Raw genomic sequence first — 18,370 nt, forward strand, 5'->3', positions numbered from 1 at the left:
TGAGCATACCCTCTCGGCACATCAGGTCTCATTGCCGGTGCCTAACCTGGTATTTTTGCCAGGTGTCAGATGTGTTGAACTTTGTTAAATGTATTGCCGTGCGGGCGTAACATAAACTTTCGCACACACTTGGCGACGCATGAAATCATTGAACCATACTATCCGCACTTAGGAAAATGTCATGAGCATTGAAAAAACCAGCACACTCACCCTGGAAGCACCAACGATCGAAGAAGCACCCAGCGGCGAGTTGGACTGGCATGCCCTAAACGGAAAAAATTTCAATGTCATCATTCAGCGACTACCACAAGACTCCGCAGCCAAAAAGCTGGAACTGAAATGGCAGGGCACCACCGCTGACGGGGAAGAATTAAGTCCCGAACGCCAAGAGCACCTAGTGGAGTGGACTGACATTTTCAACCGCCTCAAGATCGAACTGAAGAATGACCTCGCAAAAGCTGTAGTGGGCGGTAGCGCCGTCATTGACTATGAAATTGAACCTGACCTCAAGTCGCCCCCACTTAACATCACCGTGGTCGATGGCAAACTCGAACCAGAACTCAAAGCACCTGAAATCATTGAAGCCAGGGGTTCAGGATTGAGTCCTGATAGCGTGGGAAAGGATGGGGCAACGGTACGGGTCGAGACAGTAGCGCCTATCCTGGAAGGTGATCAGATCTCGCTTACAGTCGTCGCAACAAATGATAAAGGGACGGTGATTGAACTCGAACCAATGATTGATGAAGCGAAGCCACAACATACCGAGTTCATTATTGTAAAGGGCCTTATCGACGCAATCGCCGGTGGTTCGCTAACGCTCTGCTACACGGTAAAGGGTAAAACGTCACCAACCTTGGAATTACGCGTAGACTACGGGATTATTCCTCCCGAACTTGAGGGCGAGCTGGGTCTTCCGCCAGGCGACCTCATTAAGATAATCGTGCCAAAATACACGGGCATGGCGGGAGACGAAATAGCGATGTCTGTTGAGCTGCAACACCTGATCTATCGCTCACCGCAAAAGACGCCCAACAAAATTGAAGACCTGGCATTTGATATACCCTCTGGTATCTTCACATCCGCCCTGAGCACTAGTGCAACTGCCTGCTACCATGTCACGCATAAAGTAGACGTTGGCGAATATAAAACGTGGAACTCACTACCCTTAAATACAATTTTACTCGGCCACGGCACCGACATAAGACCGCCAAGGTATATGTCATTCGCAGACGAAGCCCCCAGGTATATCTTGTACTACCCTGAAATTAGTGCAGGCAGCAAGGTTGATGTCTATTGGCATGCAGAGGGCTCGCCGACAAGGAAAAAAGAGCTCGCGATAGAGTATGATGGCACCTATTACTATGTTTCCATCCCCAAGGACTGGATTACGGCGGACAAGCGCAAAACCGTCTGCGGCAATTACGCCATTATTCAGAACGATGGTGCGTCAGGAACGTTCTCTCCCGGCGCAATTTTCACGCCATAAATCAGGATGAGCCTGAGAGCGTCAAGTATACTCCACAAACTTCCAGTCATTTGTGAAGCGCCCCTGTCGATGGCTGTCACGGCACCTCGACAAGGGCATCTTTCACTTGCTGCGATTCAGACCCAGTTCCATGTCATCGATCAACCCCTTGGCCAACCCACTGAGAATCCGTGCGGCACTGCCGGCCATGAGGTCCCCTTCCATCTCGGCCTCGGTGGTGAAATGCGCCACACAGCCGAGCAGCACCGACAGGTCGCTGAACGCGTGGTCGAACGGGATGCCGGGCTGGATGCAGAAGATCTCGAGGCAGGTGGTCTTGCCCTGGGTCGGGCCGGGCTTGCTGTCGTCGCTCATACCGGCGCCCCCTTGGCCCGGGCGTGGCGGACCAGCGAGATGACCAGTTGGCCGAGGATTTCGACACTGTCCATCATCACGTCGAGGCGCGCGTCGCGCTGGCAGACGGTATAGGCGTGGACGGTATCGCTGAGGATGTGCATCAGCTTGTTGGCGTGGGCCATGGCTTCCTCGGGGTCGAGGTCGCTGATGATGGTGACGAAGGGGATTGGATAGGGTGGGTCAGGTACTAGTTTTTTCATAGTTGTTACTCTGGAAATGGTTTCTAGAGCAACCACCAGCATCCTTCTCACAGACAAGGGTGGCAGCCGTACGCGAGGTGAGAAGACCGTGTCCAGACACCACGGCCAGACCGAAGTCTGCGCGCGCACGGCTGCCATAACAGGCAACCTGAATCTGGACATGGACGGGCTTCTCACACCCGGTCGCCAAATGTGACGACCCAGTGACGGTACCCCTGGTGTATTTCCCGGCCAATTCAGAGCCTTCCGGCAGGCGCGTAGGATAGGTCCGAAGCGCTGGCTGGCTGAAGGATTTGGTTTCAAATTCGGAAATGTCTTACGGGGTTTGGGGTGAGGTTTTGATCGCGTCATGGCCACCAGGTGCTTGGCGATGGCCTTGCAGCGCCTGCAAGATCGAGCGCCGCCCGCGCGGCGCATCGCGACGCAAGGCCGCTCCCACATCTGTTTCGGGCCAGTCAGTCCTGAGCCATTACCTGGTCCGCCTTGTTGGTCCGACGCAACTTCAGCATGGGCACCACTGCCGCCCCGCACGACTTGAGGCGTGCACCAAGGCGGGCGCCGCCTCATTCACAGGAAAAATTGGCCCGAAATAGATGTGGGAGCGGCCTTGTATCGCGAAAGGGCTGCAAAGCAGCCCCGGCGATCTACTTCAGAACCCCATGCTGAAGCTCACCACCACACCATGGTCGCGGTTCTCGCTCGACAGCTGCCCGGAATACCCGACCCCCAGCTTGCCGCTCGCGCCCACCGACAAATCCACCCCGGCCTCGACCACCGCCGCGTCCTTGGCGATCGGCACGCCCTCGGTGCTGAACCCGGCGCCGCCACCGACGAAGCGCAGATCGGCATCAGGCTTGTCGTCACCGAAGGCATGGCGCCAGCCCACCGACAGCCGTGGCGTGACAGTGCTGCCGTTGTCGAGCAGGATGCGCTTGCCGGCCCGCACGCCCAGAGTGGAGAAGGTCACGTCCTGGTCGACCTTGCCTTCCAGCCGCCCTGCCCCGCCCTTCTCGTGGGCGGTGTCGCTGTCGTAGTTGACGTAGGCCAGGCCGGCGAACGGCTCCAGAGCGATACCGCCGGCATCGATGGCATAGCCCACCTCGCCGAACACCTGGGCGCTGCGCGCCTTGTACTTGGCCTTGAGGCGGTCGTCGTAGCTGCCCACGGTGACATCACGCTTGGTGTCGATGTCGTGCCAGCTGTAGGCCACGCCCATACGGGCGGCGAAGGCGTCCAGCTGGTAGCCGAGGTAAGTGGTCAGGTGATAGCTGTCCACCGTGGCGTCGGAGCGGCGACGGTGCGCATCGATGCTCGAGCGGGTGTAGCCGGCGGCGGCGCCGACTTTCCACTGGTCATCCAGGGCACGGTCGACACCAAGCATGAAGCCCGACAGGTCACGGTCGACGCTGGCATGGCTGCTGCTGCCGTCGTAGGTGCCCCAGCCGCCGATGGCGCGGATCCAGCCCACGGCCTGGCCCTGGCAGCCTTCGCTGGTCAGTTGCTGGTTGGCGGTCGGCGCCAAGGTGCGACGCGGATCGTCCTGGTTGCTGCAGTCAGCCTGGCGCAGGCGGTCGTTGACCGCGTCGCGGACGTAGCGCGAGTCCTCGATCAGCACGGTCGCGGTGCTGGCGTGGATCTCGCCGGACAGGCTGTCGAATGCCGCCTGGGCAGCCTGGCGGTCAAGCGGCAGCACGTTGTTGACCAGATCGGCCGGGGCCCCGGCACTGCTGAGGGCCGTGGCCACGCCACGCTGGTTGCCGGTGGCGGCGACATCGGCGAAGGAGGTGCCGTTGCGGCTGACCGACAGGGTCACCTGGTTGGCGCCATAGTTCAGCGAGCTGTTGAGGAACGCCGAGTTTGCCAGGTTGGTGGTGGCGAAGGTGCCGGTGACACCGCCCGCCGCGCTGACCACGGTGTACTGGCCGTTGCCGCTGGCGAGGTTGGCCACCATCAGGCTGCCGCCGAGGTTGGCCGTGCCGCCCACGTTCAAGTAGTTCACCGGCGAGGTGGCAAGGTCGATTACCAGGGTGCCGGTGGCGCCATTGGTGAAGTTGCCCGATACGTTCAGGTTGCCGGCCGGCCCCGGCAGCACGGTGCCGTTGTTGGTCAGCCCGGCGACGGTGCCGTTGCCGGTCAGCGCGGCGCCGTTGGCTACCATGACCTGGGCGCCGAGGGTGCTGCCCGGGTGGGCGGCATCGCCCACCTGGAGCACGCCCTGGTTGACGTTGAAGGCGCCGCTGAACGGCTGGTTACCGGTCAGCAGCAGGGTGCCACCGCCCTGCTTGGTGGTGGTGCCGGTTCCGCTTAGGGTGCCGTTGAAGGTGCCATTGCTACCTTGGGCAAACACCAGGTTGGCATTGTTGAGGATGTTGCCCTGCAGGCTGGTGGTGTTGCCGACCAGGGTACCTCCGCTGACGGTAGTGCCGCCGCTGTAGGTGTTGGCGCCTGCGAGGATCAAGGTGCCGGCGTCGAGTTTCTCAATACCGCCGGTGCCGACCAGCGGCGCGCTGATGGTGGCCGTGGCGCCGGCGTTGACACGCACCGACGCAAGGCTGCCGTCGGTATCGTTGACTGGGGTCAGGCTGCCACCGGCCCCCGGGACCACCTGGTAACCACTGCTGAGGAACTGCAGCCCGTCGAACGACTGGTTGCCGACCACGGTGACGGTGCCCGGCGTACCGCCGAAGACCGCGTAGCCGCCGCTCCAGCCTTCGCTGGTGGTGCCACCGGCGTTGGTCCAGCCAGTGTTCGAGCCCCAGGTGCCGCTGCCGCCGCCGATGCTGCCGTCGGGATTGGTCTTGCCGCCATTCCAGAATTGCAGCGCCTCGCCGTAGTTCTGCACCACCAGGTTGATCTGGTTGGCGATGGCGGTCTGCAGGCTGAGGTCGCCCAGGACCACGCTGCCCGGAATGGCGCCGAACACCAGGCCGTTGTCGGTGAGCGTGCCGCCGTAGCTGAACAGTTGGTAGACACCAGTGCCGAAACCGCCGGCATCGGTGATGTTCAGCGTGCCGTCGAGCACCAGGTTGCCGTTGACCCTGACCACGGTGGTGGAGGCGGCCGGAGCGCCGAGGCTGAAGTCCAGGGCGCTGCCCGACGCCAGGTCGAGGCTGCCGACGGTGAGTGGCGTGGCGCTCTGGCCAGCAGCCAGGGTGGCGCCGTTGGCGATCTGTACAGCACCGCCATAGGTGCCGCTGCCGCCCAGGCGGGCGCCGGTGGCGACCTGCACGCTGGTGCTGTCGAGACGGCCGTTGACCAACAAGGTGCCGGCGTTGACGCTGGTGGCGCCGGTGAAGGTGTTGACCCCGGTCAGCAGCAGCTCGCCAGTGCCGTTCTTGGCCAGGGTGCCGTTGCCGCTGAGGTTGCCGGTGTAACTGCCGTTGGCGTTCTGCGCGAAGGTCAGGGCTCCGTTGTTGAGGATCGCGCCTTGCAGGCTGGTGGTATTGCCCACCACGCCGCCGGCATTGATCTGGGTGCCGCCGCTGTAGGTGTTGGCCCCGTTCAGGGTCAGCAGGCCGGCACCGTTCTTGATCAGCCCGCCGGTACCACTGACCACACCGTTGAGGGTCAGGTCATTGCTGCCGGCGATGGCCAGGGCACCGTTGAGCACGGTGGTATTGGCCAGGGTGACGGCGGTGTTGCTGTCCAGCGTGGTGCCGCCAGCGGCCGTCAGGGTGCCACTGCCCAGCGCGCTGTTGTTGCCCAGCACCAAGGTGCCGCCGTTGAGGGCGGTGCCGCCGCTGTAGCCGTTGGCGGCGTTGAGCACCAGGGTGCCGCCGTCTTGCTTGGCGACGCTGCCGGTGCCGTTGAGGGCGACGTTGAGGGTGGCGGTGACGCCGTTGTCGACACGCAGGTTGGTGGTGCCATTGCCCAGCAACTCACCGGCGATACCGGCGTTGAGCACATAGCCATCGGTGACGAACTGCAGGCCGGTGATGCTGTGGTTGCCGTTCACGGTGACGGTGCCGGGGGCGCCCTGGAACACCGCGAAGGTGTCGTTCCAGGTGCTGTTCAACACGCCGTTGACGTCGGTCCAGTTGGTGTTGATGGCGTCCCAGGTGCCGCTGCCACCGTCGATCTGGCCGTTGGCGACGCTCTGGCTGCCGTCCCAGAACAGTACGTTGCTGGCACCGCCGACCACCAGATTGACCTGGTTGGCCACGGCGGTCTGCACGGTCAGGTCGGTGATCGGTACCGGCGTGGTGCCGAAGCTCATGCCGTTGTTGGTGAGGCTGCCGCCGTAGGCAAACAACCGGTAGACCCCGGCGCCGAAGCCGCCGATGTCGGTGACGTTGAGGGTACCGCCCAGGGTCAGGTTGTTGGCGACGTTGACCAGCGGGCTGCCGCCGCCCGAGGGCGTGCCCAGTGAAGCGTTGAAGTTGGCGCCGCTGTCGAGCACCAGGTTGCCGGCGTTCAGCGTGCTGCCACTGGTGGCCGCGAGATTGCCGCCGTTGGCCACCGTCACCGCCCCGCCGAGGCTGCCGGCACCGCTGAGGCTGGCGCCGCTGGCCACGTTGACCGCGCCGCTGGCCAGGGAGCCGTCCACTTTCAGACCGCCCGCCTGGACGTTGGTGGTGCCGGTATGGCTGTTGGCGCTGTTCAGCGCCAGGGTGGCGCTGCCGAGCTTGTTCAAGGTACCGGTGCCGCTGATATTGCCGCCGAACACGCCGCCTTCGACCGTCAGGCTGTTGCCGGCGGCGATCTGGATCGCGCCGGTGCCGCCGATGTCGCCAAGGCTGGTGTTGCCGTCGAGGTTGAGGCTGGCGCCGGTGCTGACGTTCAACTGGCTCTGGGTACCCAGGGCAGTGGTGCCGAGGGTGCTCAGGCTGCCGGAGAGAATGTTGAGGATGCCGCTGAAGGTGTTGTTGCCCGACAGGGTCAGGTCGGCCAGGCCGTTCTTGTTCAGCTCGCCCGCGCCGCTGAGCACGCCGGCCAGGTGCAGGTCGTTGGTGCCAAGCACGTTGAGCACACCGCTGACATTGACCGGGTTGGCCAGGGTGACGGCGCTGGCGCTGTCGAGGTTGGCGTTACCGGTGACCTCCAGGCCACCAGTGCCCAGCGCCGCGTTGTTGCCGACCACCAGCGTGCCGGCCTGCAACTCGGTGCCGCCGCTGTAGGTGTTGGCCCCCATCAGCGCGAAGCGCGCCAGGCCGGCCTTGAGCAGGCGGCCGGTGCCGCCGACGGTACCCCCCAGGGTCAGGTCGTTGCTGCCCAGCACGGTGAGGTCGCCCATGGTGGTGACATTGTTGGCCAGGGTGACCGCCTGGCTGCTGTCCAGGCTGGTGCCAGGTGCGGTGGTCAGGGTGCCGGTGCCGAGCGCGGTGTTGGAGCCCAGCACCAGGGTGCCGCCATTGAGCGCGGTATTGCCGGCATAGGTGTTGTTGCCGGCCAGCGCCAGCCGCGCGCTGCCGGCCTTGACCAGGCCACCCGCGCCGCCGATGTTGCCGTTGAGGGCCAGGTCATTGCTACCGGCGATGTTCAGCGGGCCGGCCAGGGTGATGGCATTGCCCAGCGCTACCGAGGCGTTGCTGTCGAGGGTGGTGCCCGCCGTGGTGTCGAGCGCGCCGCCGCCCAGGGCCGTGTTGCTGCCGACAATCAAGGTACCGCCGCTGAGCAGGGTGCCGCCGCTGTAGCTGTTGCTGCCATTGAGCACCAGGGTGCCGCTGTCGAGCTTGTTGAGCTTGCCGACGCCGGTCAGGCCGACATCGAGGGTTGCCGTGGCACCTGGATCGACCCGCACGCTGGTGTCGCCACTCGTGCCATTGATCAGGTCGAGCGCACCGCCGGTGCCGGCCAGCAAGCGGTAGCCATCGGTGACGAATTGCAGGCCATTGACGGTCTGGCTGCCATCGACGGTGACGTCGCCCGCCGTGCCCTGGAACACCGCAAAGGTGCTGCCCCAGGTGGTGTTGAGCACGCCGTTGAGGTCGGTCCAGTTGGTGTTGCCGGCGTTCCACACGCCAGTGCCGCCATCGACTTGGCCGTTGGCCACGCTCTGGCTGCCGTCCCAGAACTGGATGTTCAGGCCCGCGGCGCTGACCAGCAGGTTGACCTGGTTGGCCAGTGCGGTCTGCAGGGTCACGTCGCCCAGGCCCACGCCCAGCGGCAGAGTGCCGAAGTCCAGGCCGTTGTCGGTCAAGGCGCCGGTGTAGTCGAAGATGCGGTACACACCGTTGCCGAAGCCGCCGATGCTGCTGACATTGAGCGTGCCGTCGAGGGTCAGGTTGCCGCCGACGTTGAACAGCGCGGTACCGCCGGTAGACGGTGACGCCAAGCCGACATCGACGATCGAGCCGCTGTTGAGCACCAGGCTGCCGAGGCTCAGGGTGGCACCGCTCTGCCCGGCCAGGTGACCGCCGTTGTTGATCACCACCGTGGCGTTGGCGGTGCCGCTACCCGCCAGGGTGGCGCCACTGGCGACGGTCAGCAGGTTGCTGCCCAATGTGCCGTCGACTTTCAAGGTGCCGGCGTTGACCAGGGTGTTGTCAGCCAGGTTGCTGGTGCCGGTAAGGGTCAGGGTGCCACTGCCGACCTTGGTCAGGCCGCCCAGGCCGTTGAGGCCGCCGGCAAAGGTGCTGCTGAGGTTGTTGCCGCCCAGGCTCAGGACACTGCCGATGCCGACATCGACCTGGCCGCTGCCGGTCAGGCTGCCGAGGCTGGCATTGCCGTTGAGGTTGAGCTGGCCGCTGGCACCAACGTTGAGGGTGTCGACGTTGGCCAGCACACCGCTGCCGAGGGTGGTGAGGGAGCCGGCCTGGATGTCGACATTGCCGGTGAAGGTCTTGACGCCGACCAGGGTCAGGTCGTCGACGCCGGTCTTGACCAGGTTACCGCTGCCGCCCAGCTCACCACTGAGGATCAGCGCGTTGACAGCATCGACGGTCAGGTTGGCACCATTGCTCAGGGCGATGGTGTTGCCCAGGGCCATGGGCGCGCTGTTGGCCAGGGTGGCGTCGGCGGTGACCGACAGGGTGCCGGTACCCAGCGCCCCACTGTTGCCCACGGTCAGGCGCCCGGCGTTGAGCTGGGTGCCGCCCTGGAAGCCGTTGTTGCCATTGAGGGTCAGGTTGCCGCTGCCGTTCTTGGTCAGGCCGGCGGTGCCGTTGATCACGCCATTGAGGGTCAGGTCGTTGCCGCCATCGACGGTCAGGCCGGCGTTGAGGGTGACGTTGTTGGCCAGGGCGGTACTGGCGCCGCTGCTCAGGGTCGAGGCCCCGGCGACGGTCAGGGCGCCCTGCCCCAACGCGTTGTCGTTGCCGACCACCAACCGGCCAGCATTCAGGGTGGTGCCGCCCAGGTAGTTGTTGGCGCCGTTGAGGGTAAGGGTCGCGGCGCCCGACTTGTTCAGGCCGCCGACGCCATCCACCACGCCGTTGAGGGTCAGGTCGGCGCTGGCCGGCAGGTTGAGGGTACCGCCCAGATGCACATTGTTGGCCAGGGTGACGCCCGCGCCGCCGGCATCGAGGCTGGTGTTGGCGCCGGTGCTGAGGTCACCGCTGCCCAACGCGGTGTTGCTGCCGACCACCAGAGTGCCGGCGTTGAGGGTGGTGCCGCCGCTGTAGGTGTTGTTGCCGTTCAGGGCCAGGGTAGCGGCGCCGTTCTTGACCAGGCCGTTGCTGCCGGAGATCACGCCGTTGAGGGTCAGCGCCTGGCTGCCGCCAAGGGTCAGGTTGCCACCGGCGAGGTTGATGGCGTTCACCAGCGCCAGCGCCTGGCTGGCATCGAGGCTGGCGGCGCCGTTGACGGTCAGTGCTCCGCTGCCCAGGGCGCCGGCATTGCCCAGCAGCAGGCTGCCGGCCTGCAACGAGGTGCCGCCGGCGTAAGTGTTGCTGCCATTGAGCACCAGTTGCCCGGCACCCAGTTTGTTCAACGCCCCGGCACCGCTGATGACGCCATCGAGGGTCAGGGTCTGGGTGTTGTTGATGCCGAGGGTGGTGCCGGCACCAAGGCCAATGGCGTTGACCACCTGCAGTACACCGATGGTGGCCAGGGTGCTGTTGCCGGTCACCGCCAGGTTGCCCGTGCCCAGGGCGACGTTGTTGCCCAGGGTCAGGGTGCCGCCGCCAAGGGTGGTGGTGCCCTGGTAGGTGTTGGCGGCGCCGAGGGTCAGGTTGCCGCTGCCGGTCTTGGTCAGGCCGCCGGTGCCGCTGATCACGCCATTGAGGGCCAGGTTGTTGTTGCCGGTCAGGTTCAGGGTGCTGTTGAGCGTCACCTGATTGGCCAGGGTCAGGGCGCCGGTGGTGGCCAGGTTGCTGGCGCCACCGACAGTCAGGGTGCCAGTGCCCAGCGCCTGGTTGTTGCCCAGGGTAAGCGTGCCGGCATTGAGGGTCACGCCGCCGATCAGGGTGTTGGCGCCACTGAGGGTAAGGTTGCTGGCACCGTTCTTGATCAGGCTACCGGCACCGGTGACCAGCCCGCCCAGCCCCAGGTCGTTGCTGCCGGTGATGGTGAGGTCGCCGCCCAGGTTGACGGTGTTGCCGATGTTGATCGCCGCAGCGCTGTCCAGCGTGGTGCCGGCCGCCGCGTTGAGCTGGCCAAGGCCGAGGGCGCTGGCGCTACCGAGCACCAGGGTACCGGCATTGAGGTTGGTGTTGCCCAGGTTGCCATTGGTGCCGGTCAGGGTCAGGGTGCCGCTGCCGGTCTTGGTCAGGCCGCCGACGCCGTTGACGTTACCGCCCAGGGTCAGGTTCTGCGCCCCGGCGATGGTCAGGTTGCCGGCCAGGTTGAGCTGGTTGGCCAGGGTGACGTTGGCATTGCTGCTCAGGGTGGTGCCACCGACTGCGTTCAGCGCACCGGTGCCCAGCGCGGTGTTGCTGCCTACCACGAGGGTGCCGCCGTTCAGGCTGGTGCTGCCCTGCTGGCTGTTGCTGCCGTTGAGGGTGAGCGTGCCGGAACCTGTCTTGACCAGACCCCCTGTGCCACTGAGCGCTCCGTTGAAGCTGAGGTCGTTTGTTCCCGGCAGGGTGAGGTTGGCATTCAGGGCGACGGTATTGCCCAGTGCCAGGTTACCGGAGATGTCCAGACTGGCGGCGCCGGTGACGGTCAGGCCGCCAGTACCCAACGCCTGGGCGTTGCCGAGGGTCAAGGTACCGGCACCTAGGCTGGTGCCGCCACTGTAGGTGTTGGCGTTACCCAGGGTCAGGTTGGCGCCGCCGGCCTTGACCAGGCTGCCAAGGCCGGAGACCACGCCGGACAGCCCCAGGTCGGCGGAGCCCGCGACGGTCAGGGCACCGCTGAGATTGAAGGCGTTGCCAAGGGTCACGGCGGTGTTGCTGTCCAAGGTGGTGCCGTTGGCGGTACTGACAGAACCGCTACCCAAAGCGGTGTTGTTGCCGACCACGATCGTGCCACCGTTGAGCAGGGTGCCGCCGGTGTAGCTGTTGGCGCCATTGAGCACCAAGGTGCCGCTGTCGAGCTTGGCCAGTTGGCCGTTGCCCGAGAGGCCAACGTTGAGGGTCGCGGTGACGCCGGGGTCGACACGCACGGCGAAGGCGCCGTTGCTGCCGTTGACCAGGTCCAGCCCACCGGCGCCGATCAGTCGGTAGCCGTTGGTGACGAACTGCAGGCCAGTGGCGGCCTGGGTGCCGACCACGGTGACATCCCCTGCAGTGCCCTGGAATACCGCGAAGTCGCTGGCCCAGCTGCCGTTGAGCACACCGTTGACATCAGTCCAGTTGGTGTTGCTGCCATTCCAGGTGCCGGTGCCGCCGTCGATCACGCCATTGGGCACGCTTTGGCCGCCATCCCAGAACTGCACGGTGCCGGAGGCGCCGCCGACAAGCAGGTTGACCTGGCTACCGATCGAGGTCTGCACCTGCAGGTCGCCAGGCAGCATGGCGCCTGGCACGTTGCCGACCAGCAGGCCGTTGTCGACCAGCGCGCCGGTGTAGTCGAACAGCCGGTAGATACCGGTGCCGAAGCCGCCGACGTCGGTGACGTTGAGGGTGCCGTCCAGGGTCAGGTTGCCGTTGACGTTGACCAGCGCGGTACCGCCAGTGGCTGGCGAGCCCAGGCCGAAGTCGAGGATCGAGCCACTGTGCAGGGTCAGCGCGCTGGTACTGAGGGTCGCACCGCTGTTGGCCAGCAGGTGCGCGCCGTTGGCGATGTCGACCGCCCCCAGCAAGCTGCCGGTGCCGCCGAGGCTGGCACCGCTGTTGACCTGCACGCCGGGGCTGGCCAGCGAGCCGGTGACATTGAGCAGGCCGGCATTGACCGTGGTGTTGCCACCTAGCACGTTGACCCCGGACAGCTCGAAGCTGCCAGTGCCGGTCTTGACCAACCCACCGCTGCCGGCCAATGCACCGCTGAACACGCTGTTGAGGTTGTTGCCGCCCAGGGTCAGGGCGCCACCGGCGGCGATGTTCACCGTACCGGCACCGCTCAGGCCACCGATGGTGCCGCTGGCGCCGAGGTTGAGGCTGGTGCCGGCACCGACACTGACCGCCGAGGTATTGCCCAGGGCCGTGGTACCGACCGTGGTGATGCTGCCGCCGAGCAGGTCGATGGCACCGCTGAAGGTGTTGTTGCCGGTCAGCGTCAGGTCGGACACACCGTTCTTGACCAAGCCGCCGGTGCCTGCGAGCACGCCGCCAAGGGTCAGGTTGTTGCTGCCGCCGAGGGTCAGGTTGGCGCCGAGGTTGACATCGTTGCCCAGGGTCATCGCCACGCTGTTGACCAGGGTTGCGGCCCCCCCGACGTTCAGCGCGCCAGTCCCCAGCGCCGCGGCATTGGCCAGGGTCAGGGTGCCGGCGTTGAGGTTGAGCCCCCCGCTGAAGGTGTTGGCGCCTGACAAGGTCAGGTTGGTGCTGCCGTTCTTGGTCAGCGCGCCAGCGCCGCTGATCACGCCAGCAAGGGTGGTGGTATTGCTGCCCGGCAAGGTCAGGGTGGCGCCGGTGCCGAGGTTGATGGCGTTGCCCAGGTTGAGCGCGGCGCTGCCGTCGAGGCTGGCATTGCCGCCCACGCTCAGGGCGCCGCTGCCGATGGCGTTGTTGTTGCCCAGAGTCAGCAGCCCGGCATTGAGGGTGGTGCCGCCGCTGTAGCTGTTGTTGCCGTTGAGGGTCAGCCCGGCGCTGCCATTCTTGACCAGCGCGCCACTGCCGCTGATCAGGCCACCGAGGGTGGTGGCATTGCTGCCCAGCACGGTCAGGGTGTTGCTGCCCAGGCTGATGCCGTTGGTCACCGCCACGGCGGTGCTGGCGTCGAGGCTGGCATTGCCGCCCACGCTCAGGGCGCCGATCCCCAGCGCGGTGTTGCTGCCAAGGGTGAGCGTGCCGGCATTGAGCTGGGTGCCGTTGGTGTAGAGGTTGTTGCCACTCAGGGTCAGGTTGGCGTTGCCGTTCTTGACCAGCGAACCGATGCCGCTGACCACGCCGCTCAGGCCCAGGTCGGCGCTGCCGTCGATGGTCAGGGGGCCGGCGAGGGTGACGTCGTTGGCCAGGCTGACCGCGGTGCTGGCATCCAGGTGGGTGCCGGCCAGGGTGTTGAGGGTGCCGGTGCCCAGCGCGGTATTGCTGCCGACCACCAGGGTACCGGCGTTCAGACGGGTGATGCCGCTGTTGCTGTTGTTGCCGGTCAGGGTCAGGCGGGTGGCGCCGTTCTTGGTGATGCCGCCGGCGCCAGCGATGGTGCCGCTCAGGGTCAGGTCGTTGCTGCCGGGCAGGATGAAGTTGCCGGCCAGGTTCAGCGCGTTGCCGATATTCAGGCCGGCGACGCTGGTGTCCAGGGTGGTGTTGTTGGCGGCATTCAGCCCGCCAGTGCCCAGGGCGGTGTTGCTGCCGAGTACCAGGGTGCCGGCGTTGAGCGCGGTGGCGCCGCTGTGGGTATTGTTGCCGCTCAGGGTCAGGGTGGCGCTGCCGCTCTTGACCAGGCCGCCGGTGCCATTGAGGTTGCCGGCCAGGGTGAGGTTGCTGGTGGCGGGCAGCGACAGGTCGGCTGCGAGGTTGATGGCGTTGTTCAGGGTCATGGCCGTGGCGTTGGCCAGGGTGGCCGCGCCGCCGACGTTCAGCGCGCCGGTTCCCAGCGCGGCGGCGCTGGCCAGGGTCAAGGTCCCGGCATTGAGGTTGAGACCACCGCTGAAGGTGTTGGCGCCGGACAGGGTCAGGTTGGTGCTGCCGTTCTTGGTCAGTGCGCCAGTGCCACTGATCACGCCGCCGAGGGTGGTGGCATTTCTGCCTGCCAGGGTCAGGGTATTGCCGGCGAGGTTGATGGCGTTGCCCAGGTTGAGGGTGCCGCTGCTGTCGAGGCTGGCGTTGCCACCCAGGGTCAAGCCGCCGGTGCCCAGGGCGTTGTTGTTGCCCAGGGTCAGCAACCCACCGTTGAGGGTGGTGCCGCCGCTGTAGGTGTTGTTGCCGTTGAGGGTCAGGGCGGCGCTGCCGCTCTTGACCAGCGCGCCGGTACCGCTGATCTGCCCGGCCAGGGTGGTGGCGTTGCTGCCCAGCACGGTCAGGGTGTTGGCGCCGAGGCTGATGGTGTTGGTGGCCGCGACAGCGCTGCTGGTGTCGAGGTTGGCGTTGCCACCCAAGGTCAGGCTACCGATGCCCAATGCCGTGTTGCTGCCCAGGATCAGCGTACCGGCGTTGAGCTGGGTGCCGTTGGTGAAGACGTTGTTGCCGCTCAGGGTCAGGCTGGCGTTGCCGTTCTTGACCAGCGAGCCGATGCCGCTGAGCACGCCGCTCAAGCCCAGGTTGGCGGTGCCGTCGATGGTCAGGGGGCCGGCGATGATGGCGTCGTTGGCCAGGCTCACGGCCGTGCTGGCGTCCAGGTGGGTGCCGGCTGCGGTGTTGAGGGTTCCGGTGCCCAGCGCGGTGTTGTTGCCGACCACCAGGGTGCCGGCGTTGAGGAAGGTGGAGCCGCTGTTGGTGTTGGCACCAGTCAGGGTCAAGGTGGTGTTGCCGCCCTTGGTGATGCCGCCGGCGCCGGCAATGACGCCGCTCAGGGTCAGGTCGTTGCTGCCGGGAAGGTTCAGGTTGCCGGCCAGGTTGAGGGCGTTACCGATGTTCAGCCCGGCGACACTGGTATCCAGGGTGGTGTTGGCCGCGGCATTGAGCGCGCCGGTGCCCAGCGCGGTGTTGCTGCCGAGCACCAGGGTGCCGGCGTTCAGCGCCGTGGCGCCGTTCTGGGTGTTGTTGCCACTCAGGGTCAGGCTGGCGCTGCCGTTCTTGATCAGGCCGCCGCTGCCGCCGAGGTTGCCGGCCAGCGTGAGGTTGTTGGCGCCGGCGAGGGTCAGGTCGGCGCCGAGATTGACGCCATTGTTCAGGGTCATCGCTGCCGTGTTGGCCAGGGTCGAGGCCCCACCGACGGTCAAGCCGCCCGTGCCCAGGGCCGCCGCGGTGGCCAGGGTCAGGGTACCGGCATTGAGGGTCAGCCCGCCGCTGAAGGTGTTGGCGCCACCCAGGGTCAGGTTGCTGCCGCCATTCTTGACCAGCGCCCCGGTGCCGCTGATCACGCCACCCAGGGTGGTGGCACTCGTGCCCGGCAGAGTGAGTGTGTTGCCACCCAGGTTGATGGCGTTGCCCAGGTTGACCGCCACGCCCGCATCGAGGCTGGCATTGCCGCCCAGGGACAGCGCGCCGGTGCCCAGGGCATTGTTGTTGCCCACGGTCAGCACGCCGCCATTGAGGGTGGTGCCGCCGCTGAAGGTGTTGCTGCCGTTGAGGGTCAGGCCGGCGCTGCCGTTCTTGACCAGCGCGCCGGTACCGCTGATGACACCACCCAGGGTCGTGGCACTGCTGCCCAGCAGGTTGAGGGTGTTGGCGCCGAGGTTGACCGCGTTGCCCAGGTTGACCGCGGTACCGGCGTCGAGGCTGACGTTGCCGCCCAGGGTCAGCGCACCGCTGCCCAGCGCATTGCTGTGCCCGACGGTGAGCTTGCCGGTGTTGAGCGTCAGACCGCCGCTGAAGGTGTTGTTGCCATTGAGGGTCAGGTCGCCGGCGCCATTCTTGACCAGCGCGCCAGTCCCGCTGATGACACCGCCCAGGGTGGTGGCGCTGGTGCCCAGCAGGTCAAGGGTGTTGGCCCCCAGGTTGATCGCATTGCCCAGGCTGACCGCGCTGCTGGCGTCCAGGCTGGCATTGCCGCCCAGGGTCAGGCCGCTGGTGCCCAGCGCCGCGCTGTTGCCGACGGTGAGCTTGCCACCGCCCAGGGTGGTGGTGCCGCTGTAGGTGTTGACGCCGTTGAGAGTGAGGTCGGCGGTGCCATTCTTGGTCAGGCTGCCGCTGCCGCCAATCACGCCGTTGAGCGTCAAGGCGTTATTGCCCGGCAAGGTCAGGGTACTGCTGCCCAGATTGATGGCATTGCCAAGGGCCATGGTCGCCGTGGTGTCCAGGGTGCCGTTGCCGCTCAGTGCCAACGCGCCGCTGCCCAGGGCGCTGGCGTTGCCGAGGGTGAGGGTACCGCTGCCCAGGGTCGTGCCGCCGCTGTAGGTGTTGACGCCGTTCAGCGTCAAGCCACCGCTGCCGCTCTTGACCAGTGAACCAGTGCCGCTGAGCACGCCACCCAGGGTCAGGGCGTTGCTACCAGGCAAGGTCAGCGCCGCGTTCAGCGCCACGGCGGTGTTCAACACCAGCGGCACGCTGCCCTGCAGGCTGCTGGCGCCGCTGACGGTGAGGCCGCCACTGCCCAGCGCCGCGGCACTGGTCAGGTTGAGACCGCCGGCGGCGAGGGTGGTGCCGCCACTGTAGGTGTTGGTGGCGCCGAGGGTGAGCAGCCCGGCGCCGGTTTTGGTCAGCCCGCCGACACCCGAAACCACGCCATTGAGGGCCATGTCGGTGGCGCCGCCGACGCTCAGACCGGCGTTGAGGGTGAAGTTGTTGGCCAGGCTCAGACCACCGACAGTCCCCGCCAGCCCACCCCCATTGACGGTAATGGCACCGCTACCGAAGGCGCTGGCGTTGTCGAAGTTGAGCTGGCCACCGTTGAGGGTGGTCTGGGTGGTGCCGTTGAGCACCTGGCCGATCAGGCTCCAGGTGCCGGCGTCGACAATCAGGCGGCTGAAGTTGATGTAGTTGGTGGCGTTGATCGTACCGCTGCCACTGGTCCCACTGCCGCCGCCAATGGCGTTTTGCAATGCCAAGGTATTAGTGCCGCCTGCGCCGCCGTCGATCTTGCCAGCTGCCGCGTAGGCAAGGTTCGGGTTGCTGGTGACCAGCAAGGCCACGCCGACGCCAAGCCCTGCCCCAACGCTGGAGCCGGTGATGGCGTTGAAGCGGTTGGTGCTGTTGGCCCCCATCGACAGGCTGCCGGTCAGGGTCCCGGCGTTGGTGAAGGTGTTGCCCGCCGCGGAAGCCTCGAACGCGGCACGGCCAAGGATGGTGCCGGTGTTGGTGAAGTTCACCGTGCTGCCGCCGGTCACGGCGATGACCGGCGTGTCCTCGCTCACCAGCGTGAGGCTGGCCAGCGCCGAGGAGCCGATACTGCCGGCGTTGCTGATGGTGGTGGTGCCGCCGGCGCCGTTGCGCGCGTCCAGCGCCATGCCGGTGAGGTTCAGCAGGTTGGCGCCGAGCAAGGCGCCGGTGCCCTTGATCACGCCCGTGGCGTTGTTGTTGATGTTGAGGATGCTGCCGGTGCCGGTGTTGCCGATCAGCACGGCGGAGGACTGGATGCTCAGCAGCCCGAGCAACGTCGGGTCGATGGTGCCGGAGTTGTTCAGGGTGTTGTTGTTCCCGGCCAGTGACAACGAAGTGCCGCCCACGCCCAGCAAGGTACCCAGGCTCGCGCCCGGGTTGACGTTGACGGTAAGGCCACTGCCGCCATTGGTATAGCTCGGCGCCAGCGGGTTGGCCGCGCCGTTGCAGGTGATCGTGGAACCAGCCGCGCTACAGACGGCTAGCGCCTGTTCGCTGGACAGACCAAATGCCATCGCACCGACAGCCAGGCTGACAGCCAGCGACAGTTGCGAGAAACGGGCGGGTGAACGGGGGGCGGCACGTCTGTCCACGTAGAGCTCCTTCGTGGATCAGGCACTTCAGTCCTTGAATGCGTGCACAGCAGGGCAGAAAAGAGCAGTGGAACACGCGACGGCCGAAACGCCTGATCTATGGCTACGAATATCCTTTGAAGGAATGTGTAGCCGCTCAGGCGCGGGCAGTACGGCGCAGGGGACGGTCAAATGGTGTTAATACTTTGTCGAGGCGGCACGTGTTTCGCGGGTTTCAGCCACCCGAGCATTGGATCCAACCGACGAGCGGTAATGGCGGAGCCCAAAATGTACGGCGGTGTGTGAAAGCAAGCCTACCCGCGATAAGGCCATACGGCCATCACGGGGCAATTCCCATCGGCGTACCGTCGCTCG

At 65.8% G+C, this 18,370-nt stretch carries 4 protein-coding genes; 1 reads left to right on the forward strand and 3 read right to left on the reverse strand.

All coding sequences use genetic code 11. From position 1 onward, the window contains the following. The first annotated feature begins 181 nt into the window (after positions 1-181). Positions 182-1,486: a hypothetical protein gene (locus AC25ND_RS04430; protein WP_486976120.1), complete on the forward strand. Its 1,305-nt coding sequence runs from the start codon at positions 182-184 to the stop codon at positions 1,484-1,486. A 102-nt stretch (positions 1,487-1,588) separates the two neighbouring features. On the opposite strand, the gene AC25ND_RS04435 is transcribed toward AC25ND_RS04430, so the two are convergent. The 3 genes from AC25ND_RS04435 to AC25ND_RS04445 all read right to left on the reverse strand — a co-directional run bounded on the left by AC25ND_RS04435 (position 1,589) and on the right by AC25ND_RS04445 (position 18,016). Next, positions 1,589-1,840, reverse strand: coding sequence for a DUF3077 domain-containing protein (locus tag AC25ND_RS04435; RefSeq protein WP_062364017.1), 252 nt, complete (start codon positions 1,838-1,840; stop codon positions 1,589-1,591). Next, a complete protein-coding gene (locus AC25ND_RS04440; RefSeq protein ID WP_023631578.1) occupies positions 1,837-2,082 on the reverse strand; it encodes a hypothetical protein in 246 nt (81 codons plus the stop codon). The genes AC25ND_RS04435 and AC25ND_RS04440 overlap by 4 nt, the downstream gene beginning before the upstream one ends. A 649-nt stretch (positions 2,083-2,731) precedes the next feature. Beyond that, positions 2,732-18,016, reverse strand: coding sequence for an autotransporter-associated beta strand repeat-containing protein (locus AC25ND_RS04445; protein WP_338148720.1), 15,285 nt, complete (start codon positions 18,014-18,016; stop codon positions 2,732-2,734). Between the last annotated feature and the right edge of the window lie 354 nt (positions 18,017-18,370).

Source organism: Pseudomonas sp. P110(2024), assembly GCF_057480795.1.